Annotated in this window: 11 protein-coding genes; 8 read left to right on the top strand and 3 right to left on the bottom strand. The window is 51.3% G+C overall.

Features of this window, described 5'->3' with window-relative positions; translation table 11 throughout:
* Positions 1 to 6: 6 nt before the first annotated feature.
* The 5 genes from metH (at position 7) to aspA (ending at position 7299) form a co-directional block, all read left to right on the top strand.
* Complete coding sequence (gene metH, locus H924_RS06995) at positions 7 to 3672, top strand: methionine synthase (protein ID WP_015651260.1); 3666 nt, start codon at positions 7 to 9, stop codon at positions 3670 to 3672.
* Positions 3673 to 3725: 53 nt separating this feature from the next.
* Positions 3726 to 4421: an HAD family hydrolase gene (locus H924_RS06990; RefSeq protein ID WP_015651259.1), complete on the top strand. Its 696-nt coding sequence runs from the start codon at positions 3726 to 3728 to the stop codon at positions 4419 to 4421.
* Positions 4422 to 4490: 69 nt separating this feature from the next.
* The gene (locus H924_RS06985) at positions 4491 to 4763 is read left to right on the top strand and encodes a phosphoribosyl-ATP diphosphatase (RefSeq protein ID WP_211208095.1); all 273 of its coding nucleotides are present in this window, start codon (positions 4491 to 4493) and stop codon (positions 4761 to 4763) included.
* A 15-nt stretch (positions 4764 to 4778) separates the two neighbouring features.
* Complete coding sequence (gene hisG / locus H924_RS06980; protein ID WP_015651257.1) at positions 4779 to 5624, top strand: ATP phosphoribosyltransferase; 846 nt, start codon at positions 4779 to 4781, stop codon at positions 5622 to 5624.
* Between the two features lie 115 nt (positions 5625 to 5739).
* Positions 5740 to 7299, top strand: a complete 1560-nt coding sequence (gene aspA / locus H924_RS06975) for an aspartate ammonia-lyase (protein ID WP_015651256.1) — start codon at positions 5740 to 5742, stop codon at positions 7297 to 7299.
* Positions 7300 to 7399: 100 nt separating this feature from the next.
* Here aspA and H924_RS06970 read toward each other — a convergent pair whose 3' ends face one another.
* Complete coding sequence (locus tag H924_RS06970) at positions 7400 to 7864, bottom strand: MarR family winged helix-turn-helix transcriptional regulator (RefSeq protein ID WP_015651255.1); 465 nt, start codon at positions 7862 to 7864, stop codon at positions 7400 to 7402.
* A gap of 142 nt (positions 7865 to 8006) precedes the next feature.
* Here H924_RS06970 and H924_RS06965 point away from each other — a divergent pair, with 142 nt between their 5' ends.
* Positions 8007 to 9206, top strand: coding sequence for an MFS transporter (locus H924_RS06965; RefSeq protein WP_015651254.1), 1200 nt, complete (start codon positions 8007 to 8009; stop codon positions 9204 to 9206).
* Between the two features lie 73 nt (positions 9207 to 9279).
* On the opposite strand, the gene H924_RS06960 is transcribed toward H924_RS06965, so the two are convergent.
* Positions 9280 to 9525 carry a HigA family addiction module antitoxin gene (locus H924_RS06960; RefSeq protein WP_015651253.1) on the bottom strand — a complete coding sequence of 82 codons (246 nt, stop codon included), beginning with the start codon at positions 9523 to 9525 and terminating at the stop codon, positions 9280 to 9282.
* A gap of 123 nt (positions 9526 to 9648) precedes the next feature.
* Complete coding sequence (locus H924_RS06955) at positions 9649 to 10485, bottom strand: RecB family exonuclease (protein WP_015651252.1); 837 nt, start codon at positions 10483 to 10485, stop codon at positions 9649 to 9651.
* 70 nt (positions 10486 to 10555) lie between these two features.
* Between H924_RS06955 and H924_RS06950 the strand changes: the two genes are divergently transcribed.
* A complete protein-coding gene (locus H924_RS06950) occupies positions 10556 to 11818 on the top strand; it encodes a M18 family aminopeptidase (protein ID WP_015651251.1) in 1263 nt (420 codons plus the stop codon).
* Between the two features lie 46 nt (positions 11819 to 11864).
* Positions 11865 to 12701, top strand: coding sequence for a tRNA (adenine-N1)-methyltransferase (locus H924_RS06945; protein ID WP_015651250.1), 837 nt, complete (start codon positions 11865 to 11867; stop codon positions 12699 to 12701).
* Positions 12702 to 12729 lie beyond the last annotated feature (28 nt).

Here is a 12729-nt window from a genome sequence, read left to right as displayed (position 1 = left end):
TATCCAATGTCTACTTCAGCCTTTACCCCAGTCTCAACTGCGCCTTCGAACTCTGAATTTCTCGAAGCCCTAAAGAATCATGTTTTGATCGGCGACGGTGCCATGGGCACCCAATTGCAAGGTTTTGACCTTGATGTTGAAAGCGACTTTCTCAACCTTGAGGGTTGCAATGAAATCCTTAACCACACTCGTCCAGATGTGCTGAGGCAAATCCACCGCGCGTATTTTGAGGCCGGTGCTGACCTCGTAGAAACCAATACCTTTGGATGTAACCTGCCCAACCTGGCAGATTATGACATCGCAGATCGCTGCCGTGAACTTGCCTATAAAGGTACTGCCGTCGCTCGTGAAGTAGCCGATGAAATGGGGCCAGGCCGCAATGGCATGCGTCGCTTTGTAGTGGGTTCCCTGGGACCTGGCACCAAATTGCCTTCCCTGGGACATGCACCTTATGCAGATCTCAAGGGCCACTACAAGGAAGCAGCCTTGGGAATCATTGAAGGTGGCGGAGATGCCTTCCTTATTGAGACCGCACAGGACTTGCTGCAGGTTAAAGCCGCAGTACATGGCGTCCAAGAAGCAATGGTAGAACTAGACACCTACCTGCCAATTATTTGCCACGTCACCGTGGAAACCACCGGCACCATGCTCATGGGCTCAGAGATCGGTGCAGCATTAACTGCACTACAGCCATTGGGCATTGACATGATCGGCCTCAACTGTGCCACCGGCCCAGATGAGATGAGTGAACACCTGCGTTACCTATCCAAGCATGCAGATATTCCTGTTTCTGTTATGCCTAACGCAGGCTTGCCAGTATTAGGTAAAAACGGTGCTGAATATCCGCTTGGGGCTGAAGAATTAGCTAAGGCACTAGCTGGCTTTGTAACTGAATACGGCTTGTCCATGGTTGGTGGCTGCTGTGGTACCACCCCTGAACACATCCGTGCTGTTCGCGACGCTGTTGTTGGTGTGCCCGAAACTGAGAGCAACTCCCTGCACGAGGTTCCGGAAGGACCAGTTGCTCGCGGTGAGCGCACCATTGAGGTCGAAGACGCGGTAGCATCGCTTTATACCTCCGTGCCATTGAGCCAAGAAACCGGTATCTCCATGATCGGTGAGCGCACCAACTCCAATGGTTCCAAAGCCTTCCGCGAGGCATTGCTTGCGGGCGACTGGGAAAAGTGCGTTGATATTGCAAAACAGCAAACCCGCGACGGTGCACACATGCTGGATCTTTGTGTGGACTATGTCGGACGTGACGGCACAGCTGATATGGCGCAGCTAGCATCACTTTTGGCAACTAGCTCTACTTTGCCCATCATGATTGACTCCACTGAACCGGAAGTCATCCGAACAGGCCTGGAACACCTGGGGGGCCGTAGCATCGTTAACTCCGTCAACTTTGAAGATGGTGACGGACCTGAATCTCGTTATCGTCGCATCATGGCAATGGTGAAGCAGCATGGTGCTGCAGTAGTTGCCTTGACCATTGATGAAGAAGGCCAAGCACGAACTGCTGAACACAAAATCCGCATTGCGGAAAGGCTGATCGAAGACATCACCACCAACTATGGCCTTGGCATCAATGACATTGTGGTGGACTGCCTCACCTTCCCAATCTCAACCGGTCAAGAAGAAACCCGGCGCGATGGTATCGAGACCATTGAAGCGATTCGGGAGCTTAAGAAGCGTTATCCAGATATCCACACCACCCTTGGCCTCTCCAATATTTCCTTTGGTCTTAACCCAGCAGCACGCCAGGTGCTGAACTCGGTATTCCTGCATGAGTGCATTCAGGCAGGTCTAGATTCTGCAATTGCGCACAGCTCCAAGATTTTGCCGATGAACCGCATCGACGAGCGCCAGCGCGAAGTTGCTTTGGACATGGTTTATGACCGTCGACGCGAAGGTTATGATCCGCTCCAGGAATTTATGCAGCTTTTTGAAGGTGTTTCTGCCGCCGACGCCAAAGACGCTCGCGCAGAACAACTCGCTGCCATGCCACTATTTGAGCGCCTATCTCAGCGCATTATCGACGGTGACAAAAAGGGCCTGCATGAGGACCTGGAAGCAGGTATGAAGGAAAAGTCTCCATTGGCAATCATCAATGAAGACCTACTCAACGGTATGAAGACCGTGGGCGAGCTATTTGGTTCTGGCCAAATGCAGCTGCCTTTTGTGCTGCAATCTGCGGAAACCATGAAGGCTGCCGTGGCTTATCTTGAGCCTTTTATGGAAGAGGAAGCTGCAGCCAACGGTGAAGAAAAATCCGATGGTAAGGGCCGTATTGTTTTGGCCACCGTTAAGGGCGATGTGCATGACATCGGCAAGAACTTGGTGGACATCATCTTGTCCAACAATGGCTATGACGTGGTGAACTTAGGCATTAAGCAGCCACTATCTGCCATGTTGGAAGCAGCGCGCACCCACCGCGCAGATGCTATCGGTATGTCTGGACTTTTGGTGAAGTCCACTGTGGTGATGAAAGAAAACCTCCAAGAGCTCAACAATGCTCAAGCCGCAGACTATCCCGTCATTCTTGGTGGTGCGGCACTAACTCGCACCTACGTGGAAAATGACCTCTCTGAGGTTTATCAAGGCGATGTTTACTATGCCCGCGACGCCTTTGAAGGCTTGCGTCTCATGGATGAAATCATGGCAGAAAAGAGAGGAGGAGGTATTGATCCGACTTCCCCAGAAGCAATTGCAGCCGCTGAAAAGAAAGCGGAGCGTAAGGCTCGAAATGAGCGCTCACGCAGGATCGCAGCTGAACGTAAAGCCAACGCTGAGCCTGTTGTAGTGCCAGAACGTTCCGATGTTTCCCTCGAGACTCCCATTGCTGCGCCACCATTCTGGGGAACCCGCATTATTAAGGGTCTGCCACTAGCTGAGTACCTCGGAAACCTGGATGAGCGCGCACTCTTTATGGGCCAGTGGGGACTTAAAGCCACCCGCGGTGCAGAAGGTCCTACCTATGAAGACCTGGTGGAAACTGAAGGTCGCCCGCGTTTGCGCTACTGGCTGGATCGCCTGAAGTCCGAGGGAATTTTGGACCACGTTGCGCTGGTTTATGGCTATTTCCCAGCTGTGGCAGAAGGCGATGAGATTCTCATCTTGGAATCCCCAGAACCAGATGCTCCAGTTCGCATGCGCTTTAAATTCCCACGCCAGCAGCGCGGTCGCTTCCTGTGTATCGCAGACTTCATCCGCCCTCGTGAACAGGCCATCAAAGACGGCCAAGTAGATGTTTTCCCATTCCAATTGGTCACCATGGGCGATCCCATTGCTCAATTTGCCAATCAGCTCTTTGAGGCTAATGAATACCGCGAGTACCTTGAGGTTCACGGAGTGGGCGTGCAGCTCACTGAAGCACTGGCCGAATACTGGCACTCACGTATCCGCAGCGAACTAAAACTCAGCGATGGCCGCACCGCCGGGGACGATGATCCAGATGATAAGAAGAAATTCTTTGACCTGGATTACCGAGGCGCACGATTCTCCTTTGGTTATGGCTCCTGCCCGGACCTGGAAGATCGCGCCAAGCTGGTGGAATTGCTGGAACCAGAACGCATTGGTGTCACCTTGTCTGAGGAATTGCAGCTTCACCCAGAGCAATCGACGGACGCCTTTGTGCTCTATCACCCAGAAGCAAAGTACTTCAACGTTTAAGTTCATTTACCCACAACGTTGCACTTTGCTTAGATGTCATTAAGGTTGACGGCATGATCAAGGCGATTTTCTGGGATATGGATGGAACAATGGTGGACTCTGAGCCACAGTGGGGGATTGCAACCTACGAGCTCAGCGAATCCATGGGGCGCCGCCTCACCCCTGAGCTCCGAGAGCTCACTGTGGGCTCGAGCCTGCCACGCACCATCCGCCTGTGCGCGGAGCACGCAGGCATCGAGGTCTCAGCCGCCGACTACGAGCGCTACCGCGCTGCGATGTTCGCCCGGGTTAATGAGCTTTTCGACGAAACCCTCGAGCCCAATCCCGGGGTCACGGACCTCTTGCGGGAATTCAAAGCCCAAAATATGCCAATGGTTGTCACCACCAATACCGAGCGTGAACTTGCTGATCGCTCAATTGCTGCAGTGGGCACAGAATTTTTTGTCGATTCCATCACCGGCGATGAAGTAGCTTCGCCAAAACCTGCCCCCGATATGTACCTGGAAGCAGCGCGCCGGGTTGGTTTTGAGCCAGCTGAATGCTTAGTTTTTGAAGATTCTTTTAATGGCATGACTGGCGCTATTGCAGCAGGTTGTACCGTTATTGGCCTGCATCCAGAAGATGTGGAGCCACCTGCAGGCGTGGTAGCACTGCGGGACCTTCATAGTTCTAACTCCTTTGAGGGAGTTAATGCAGAGATGGTGCAGCAGTGGTTTGCAGAAATTCGTGCTGCCAAGGTGAACTCCTAAGTCAATCAAAAGTAGGGGAGCGAATTTATCGCTCCCCCGAAGGCGCATTCACAGATGTGATGTGGAAGAATGTACCGAGTGAAGACATTTGACTCGCTGTATGAAGAACTTCTTAACCGCGCCCAGACTCGCCCTGAGGGATCTGGAACTGTTGCTGCCTTGGACAAGGGCATCCATCATGTGGGCAAGAAGGTCATCGAAGAAGCCGGAGAAGTCTGGATCGCAGCCGAGTATGAAACCGATGAAGAGCTAGCAGGAGAAATCTCCCAGCTTATTTATTGGACCCAGGTCATCATGGTTGCCCGTGGCCTCAAGCCCGAAGACATCTACAAGAATCTGTAGGAGATTTAAGCAATCATGTTGAAAATTGCAGTCCCTAACAAGGGATCTTTATCCGAGCGCGCCATGGAAATCCTTTCCGAGGCAGGTTATGCCGGTCGTGGTGACGCAAAGTCCCTAAACGTCTTGGATGAGGCTAATAAGGTTGAGTTTTTCTTCCTGCGTCCTAAAGACATCGCTATTTACGTCGCGGGTGGCCAGCTAGATCTCGGTATTACCGGTCGTGATCTAGCTAAGGATTCTCGCGCCGACGTGCATGAAGTTTTGTCTCTTGGTTTTGGATCCTCCACCTTCCGCTATGCCGCTCCAGCAGGCGAAGAGTGGACCGTCGAAAAGCTTGATGGCAAGCGTATTGCAACCTCGTACCCTAACTTGGTGCGTGACCACCTCGCTGCTCGCGGAATCACCGCTGACGTGTTGCGTCTTGATGGAGCAGTAGAGGTTTCCATCAAGTTGGGTGTGGCAGATGCCATCGCCGACGTTGTTTCTACCGGTCGCACCCTGCGTCAACAAGGCCTAGAGCCTTTTGGTGAGCCACTGTGCACCTCCGAGGCTGTTATTGTGGGTCGCCGCAATGAAAAAGTCACCCCCGAGCAGCAGATTTTGCTCCGTCGTATCCAGGGCATTTTGCACGCACAGAATTTCCTCATGCTTGATTACAACGTTGATCGTGACAATCTTGCTGCAGCCACTGCTGTGACCCCAGGTCTTTCCGGCCCCACGGTTTCTCCATTGGCTCGCGATAATTGGGTTGCAGTTCGTGCAATGGTTCCACGCCGTTCTGCTAACTCCATCATGGATAAGTTGGCTGGCATTGGTGCAGAGGCTATTTTGGCTTCTGAAATCCGCATCGCCCGCATCTAATTTTGATACCTAGCCCCATTTGAGGGACTAGGTTCGCCACCTCGCCTCTCATAAGTCCGTAGGATTATGAAAACACAATCGTGATTTTCAGCACCTACTTGTGAGAGGCATTTTCATGTCAAAGACCAGCAACAAGGCTTCCGAAACACCAAAATCGGAAGTTTCAGCGGATAGCGCAACCCCAGCTACCAAAAAGGATCAAGCACCTGCAGCTAAGAGTTCAGAAAAACAAAGCGCAACCCCAGCTGCAAAGCCCAAATTCCGCGTTGAGTCTGACCTCCTCGGAGAGCTCCAAGTTCCAGGTGAAGCATACTACGGTGTGCACACCCTGCGCGCAGTAGATAACTTCCAAATTTCTCGCACCACCATCAATCACGTTCCTGATTTCATTCGGGGCATGGTGCAGGTGAAGAAGGCTGCAGCTTTGGCCAACCGTCGCCTGCACACTCTGCCTGCTGAAAAAGCAGAAGCAATTGTGTGGGCCTGTGACCAGGTTTTGGTGGGAGGTCGATGCATGGACCAATTCCCAATTGACGTTTTCCAGGGCGGTGCTGGCACCAGCCTCAACATGAACACCAATGAAGTTATCGCAAACCTGGCATTGGAATTCCTGGGCTATGAAAAAGGCCGCTATGACATCTTGCACCCCATGGATGATGTCAATATGTCCCAATCCACTAATGATGCTTATCCAACCGGCTTCCGTCTTGGTGTGTATGCCGGCATTCAAACCCTCATTGGTGAGATTGAACAGCTTCAGGTTGCTTTCCGTGAAAAGGGCAATGAGTTTGTAGACATCATCAAGATGGGTCGCACCCAGCTGCAAGATGCTGTTCCAATGAGCTTAGGTGAGGAATTCCAAGCCTTTGCTCACAACCTCGCTGAAGAGCAATCTGTACTGCGCTCTGCAGCTGATCGCTTGCTCGAGATCAACCTTGGTGCAACCGCAATTGGAACTGGCGTGAACACCCCTGCGGGTTATCGCCACCAGGTCACCGCAGCCTTGTCAGAGGTCACCGGTCTAGAGATCAAGTCCGCTCGTGACCTTATTGAGGCTACGTCTGATACCGGAGCTTATGTGCTCGCTCACTCTGCGGTAAAGCGTGCAGCAATGAAGCTGTCCAAGATCTGTAATGATTTGCGCTTGCTTTCTTCTGGCCCACGCGCTGGTCTTAATGAGATCAACTTGCCACCACGTCAGGCTGGTTCTTCCATCATGCCGGCAAAGGTCAACCCAGTTATTCCTGAGGTAGTTAACCAAGTCTGCTTTAAAGTTTTTGGCAATGACCTCACTGTCACCATGGCAGCTGAAGCTGGCCAGCTGCAGCTCAACGTTATGGAGCCAGTCATCGGTGAATCACTCTTCCAGTCCCTGCGCATTTTGGGCAATGCAGCAAAGACTCTGCGTGAAAAGTGTGTTGTGGGTATCACCGCAAACCCAGAGGTATGCCGTGCCTATGTAGACAACTCCATCGGAATCATCACCTACCTCAACCCATTCCTGGGCCATGATATTGGAGATGAAATTGGTAAAGAGGCAGCTCTAACCGGCCGATCTGTACGCGAGCTCGTGCTAGAAAGAAAACTCATGGATGAAAAAACCCTTGATACCGTGCTGTCCAAGGAAAACCTGATGCACCCAATTTTCCGCGGCAAGCTCTACCTTGAGCCATAAAGGCTCATAGATTCACCGTTTCATAAATCAAAGATCAAAAAGGAGCTCGCCCCCAAAAATAGGGGAGAGCTCCTTTTGCTATCGCAAAGGGCAAAAACCTTTAGCGTGGCCAAGGCTGATTACGGAGATGTTCAATTCCGCGATTAAATTTTTCCACCAAGCGGAGGTAGTCGGCAGTATCTTCCTCGGACCAGCCTTGCATGATTTCACGGGTGGTGGCTTCGCGGTAGGCAAATTCTGCAGCCAAGAGGCGACTGCCTTCGGCGGTTGGTTGATGCTTTTTAGCTTGTCCACCGGCTGGATCGTCGATTCGCTCAATTAGTCCCGCTTTAATAGCAGCAGCCACCTGACGGTGAATAGTGGAGATATCTAAGCCAAAAGCCTCGGCAAGCTCCGCAATGGTCATGGGTTCTGCGACGGACAATCGTGCCAAAAGAACAGTCGCGCTGCGATCTAAACCGGCAGAAAATCTATGCGCTGGGTGATTTTGTAAGGCATACCTGGAATTTAACATTTGCTCATAAGCAATTTGGGCAAAGGTATTTTCCGGTACTGCGTCAGTCACGATTTTCCTTCTTTAAAAAATTTTCTACGGGCTGAATGTGTATTCATAAACAGCCATTTGTATAATACAAAAGTCAAGCTTGTTTAAAGTTTTCATCATATATCGTGGAGACAAAATCTCATAGTTGAATAGGAGTCATTTGGTGGCAACACCCACAGCCGCGGCGCCTGGTCTAAACAGTAGTGCACAAGCCCCTTTATTTACTCCAGCCTTCGTTTTGGGTTGGTTGGTTAACCTTTCGCAGTACCTTTGCTTTTATTTTTTGATTACCGTCATGGCGCTTTATGCCATGCAACAATTTTCCGTTTCTGAGGCCGCTGGTGGATTTGCTGCCAGTGCCTTTGTTATTGGTGCAACGGTGTCTCGTCTTTTTGCCGGATGGGCAGCTGACCGTTTTGGCAAAAAGCAGATTCTTATCGGTTTTGTCGCCCTCGGCACCTTCGCGGCATTGTTTTATATTCCGGCTAACTCACTGACTGCACTGATTGTGGTCCGTTTGATTCACGGTTTGTCTTATTCCATGGCTTCAACTGCCGTCATGGCACTGGTGCAATCGGTTATTCCTGCTGGACGTAGGGCAGAGGGAACTGGTTATTTCGCTCTGGGATCAACTCTTGCTACTGCTGTTGGACCAGCATTGGCACTGTTTGTCGTCGATAGTTTTAGTTATAACGCCCTGTTTTGGGTGACTGTGGCTGCTAGCGGTACCGGCCTGGTTCTGGCTTTTTTCTTGAAAAAGCCCGCGCATTTGCGCGCTGCTGAAGAGGATCGCCCTAAGGTTGCATGGTCCTTGAAGTCTGTGTTGCACCCAGATGTGGTGACTATTGGTTGCTTTATGCTCATGATTGGCCTGGCATATGCCGGCATTATTACCTATATCAACGGTTTTGCGCAGGAACGTGGCCTTAGCACCGGAGCGGGACTCTTCTTTATTGCTTATGCAGTTGCGATGTTGATTATGCGTTCATTCTTGGGCAAGGTGCAGGATAAACACGGCGCTAATCCGGTGATGTTTTTTGGCCTGGCAAACTTTGCGATCGCGCTGACGATTATGGCTTTTGCAGGCGAAAATTGGCATGTGGTGCTCGCCGGCGTTTTTACCGGTTTGGGATATGGCACGCTGATGCCTGCAGCTCAGGCAGTGGCGGTCAGCAATGTGCCCAGCCATCAGGTGGGCTCTGGCATCTCCACGCTTTTCCTATTTATGGATCTTGGTATTGGCCTCGGCCCAATTCTCTTGGGCATTTTGGTTACCGCGACTGGTTATAGCGTGATGTACAGCGTCTTGGCTGCATTGGTGCTGGTTGCTGGCGTATTTTACTGGTTAACCCACAAGCATTAAAAGAGTGCTTTTCGACGAAAAACTGGTGGCGCCTGGCTTTAAGAATTTTTCCTCAAGGCCAGGCGCCACTCTTTTATGCAGAAAGTCGCTGTGATTGCTCAAAATTATGCTGTAAAGCCAACCAATCTTGAGCACTTAAGCCAAAAGCCCTTTCCAATTTCTTGGCAAGTTCCAGGCTTATAGGCCGTTGTCCATTTACTACATTGGTGATGCTGGATTCTGCGACATGTAAAGACTTGGCTAATGCGTAGGTGCTGATTCCGCGGGGTTCCATAAATTGCTGGTGCAAAATCTCACCAGGGTGCTGCGGGGTGTCCACGAAAAAATCCTTTCGGGGAATTCATTTAGTAATATGGCTAAAACTTATCAAAAATTCAATTGAAAAAGGTTCTACTTAAGAATAGCCTTATTTTTCACCCTCGCAAATTGGAATACCCCCCTCTTAATCGGCAGTGCTGCCAGGCCAACCAGGGTATTCCGGTGGCACTCCACCAAATTCAGGACACAAAGCCTGATGTGGACACCAGCCACACAACTTCGAGGTTTTGGTCCTAAAGTGTCCGGCTTTGCCGTCCATCTCAATTTTGGCCCAGAGCTCAGCTAAATCACGCTCAAAAAACTCCAGTTGTTCCTTGGAAGGGCTAAGGAACATGGAATCATTAACCTTCAAATACATCAGGCGCAGCTGGGCTGGAATGGAATCAAAAAGTCGCCAGTACACCAAGGCATAAAAGAGCATTTGGAATTGAGCCTGCTGGCTCCATTGTGGTTTGGGCTTTTTGCCGGTCTTATAGTCGACAACTCGCACTTCACCAGTTGGAGCAGTGTCCACCCGGTCAATAAATCCGCGTACCGGCACACCATTGGGAAGTACTGTATCTACGTACATTTCACACTCGGTCGCATCAAAACCCTGCGGATTTTCCATCTCAAAATAGCCCCGCAGCAAAGAGCGGCATTCCACCAAAAAATCATTTAATTGCTCTGCGGGAACGAGTTCTTCTAGCTCTGCATCCTCTTGGCACATCTGAGACCAGGTGGGCTTTAGCTGCTTCACCATTGCCGGATATTGGCGGTCCTCGCGGGGCAGCTTATGCATATGCTCCAACACTGCGTGCACCAAGGTTCCCTTCACCTGTGCCACAGTTTTAGGCTCAGGCAGCCTATCAATAGCACGGAAACGGTAAAGCAGTGGACATTGTTGGTAGTCCCCGGCGCGCGAAGGGGAGAGTGCAAGTGGTTTTGGTTTTTTCGGAGTCGTTTCTGAAGGGCTGGTCATAATGATCAACACCTTAATTGCTCGGGTGGACTTCCTGCGCAGCGGTGGGGGAGTTAGCTACTCTTGAACCATGCATGCAACTGACGATTTCCGGAGTTTTATCGCCCATAGTCCCAGCTCATATCACGCAGCTGACACGGTAGCCACCGAGCTGGAAACAGTAGGGTTTATTCGTCAAGATGAAACCAAAACCTGGGATGCCACCCCTGGTGGACATTTTCTGGTCCGCGGTGGTGCAATTATTGCCTGGTGGGTTCCAGAAGATGCCTCGGTAGATTCCGGCTTCAGGATTATTGGCTCTCATACAGATTCCCCTGGTTTTAAGCTAAAGCCCAAGGGAGATCTGCCCAATGCACATTTCCAGCAGGCTGGCGTTGAGGTTTATGGTGGCCCTATTTTTAATAGCTGGTTGGACCGCGAACTCAGCCTGGCAGGTCGGGTTGTACTGGCAGATGGTTCAGTGCGTCTGCTTAACACCGGCCCAATTTTGCGCATCCCGAACTTGGCTATTCACCTAGATCGCACCCTCAACTCCACCTTTGCTCTTAATCCGCAGCATCACCTGCAACCCATCTTTGCGGTTGGAGATCCTCACGTTTCCATCATGGAAGTAATTGCGGAAGCAGCAGATGTGGAAAGCGCTGATATCTTAAGCCACGATCTGATCACCGTAGATGTCCAAGAAGCTGAAGTCTTTGGTGCGCATGGAGACTTCTTTGCTGCGGGCCGCCTGGATAATCTCAGCAGTGTTTATCCCTCTTTAAAGGCTCTTATTAAGGCCGCAAGCGGTGAGGATAATAGCTCCGATATTTTGATCATGGCTGCATTTGATCACGAGGAAGTGGGAAGTAACTCTCCAACTGGTGCCGCAGGTCCTCTTTTGGAGGATGTCCTCATCCGCACTGCCACTGCATTAGGTGCAGATGAAGAAACTCGACGTCAAATGTTCCAGCGTTCTTCAATGGTCTCTGCCGATGCGGCGCACTCCATTCACCCGAATTTCCCGCAGAAACATGATCCCGTGAATTATCCAGTTATTGGCCGAGGACCAGTGCTGAAGGTTAATGCCAATCAGCGTTATGCCTCTGATGCTTTAAGTTCTGGCGTCTGGCTGCGTGCCTGCCAAATGGCGGGAGTGCCACACCAGGTGTTTGCAGGTAATAATGAAGTGCCCTGTGGCTCCACGATTGGGCCAATTAGTGCCACTGGTTTGGGTATTTCTACTGTCGATGTGGGCATCCCGTTGTTGTCCATGCATTCAGCCCGTGAGATGGCGGGAGTGAAGGATCTTCTATGGTTTGAAAAAGCCTTGGAGAGTTATCTGGTAAATTAACGCCGAGTTCACGCACGATTCATAGATTTTGAGAAAGTGAGGGCACATGCCCTACTCCGGTCCCTTCCAGGCAGGCGACCGCGTCCAGCTAACTGACGCCAAACGCCGCCACTTCACCATCATTTTGGAACCTGGTACGACCTTCCATACCCACCGTGGCCAAATTGCTCACGATGACATCATCGGCTCCGATGAAGGCACCGTTGTGCAGTCCACCATGGGATCAGATTTCCTTTGTTTCCGTCACCTCATGGTTGACCACGTGCTTTCCATGCCTCGTGGTGCAGCGGTGATCTACCCTAAGGACTCTGCACAGATTCTGGTCGAGGGAGATATCTTCCCCGGCGCGCGTGTTCTAGAGGCTGGCGCAGGCTCTGGTGCACTGTCTATGGCTCTGTTGCGAGCTGTGGGTGAGCACGGCAATGTCATCTCTTATGAGATCCGTGAAGACCACCTGGAATATGCAGTATCCAATGTGGAGGAGTACTTCGGAAAGCGCCCAGATTCCTGGGACCCACGCTTGGGAGACCTCAAGGAAGTTACCGTCGAAGATCTTGGTGGCCCTGTAGACCGCATCATCTTGGACATGCTTGAGCCTTGGGAAATGCTTGAAACCTGCAAGAATCTGCTGATCCCTGGCGGCGTGTTCATGACCTACGTGGCGACTGTTCCACAGTTGATGAAGGTTATGGAAGGTATCCGCGAACAAAAGTGCTTCACCGAGCCACGTGCTTGGGAATCCTTGGTTCGCGATTGGAAAGTCGAAGGCCTTGCTACTCGACCTGAGCACCGCATGAATGCGCACACTGCGTTTTTGGTGCTTACCCGTCGCTTGGCTGACGGTGTGGAGCCTCCTCGTCCACAGCGTAAGGCACGCCGTTAATACTGTTTCTTAGGAAGCAAGCGCAGAA

Source organism: Corynebacterium callunae DSM 20147 (assembly GCF_000344785.1).
GTDB classification, from domain to species: Bacteria; Actinomycetota; Actinomycetes; order Mycobacteriales; family Mycobacteriaceae; genus Corynebacterium; species Corynebacterium callunae.
This window is presented reverse-complemented; position numbering and strand designations above follow the sequence as displayed.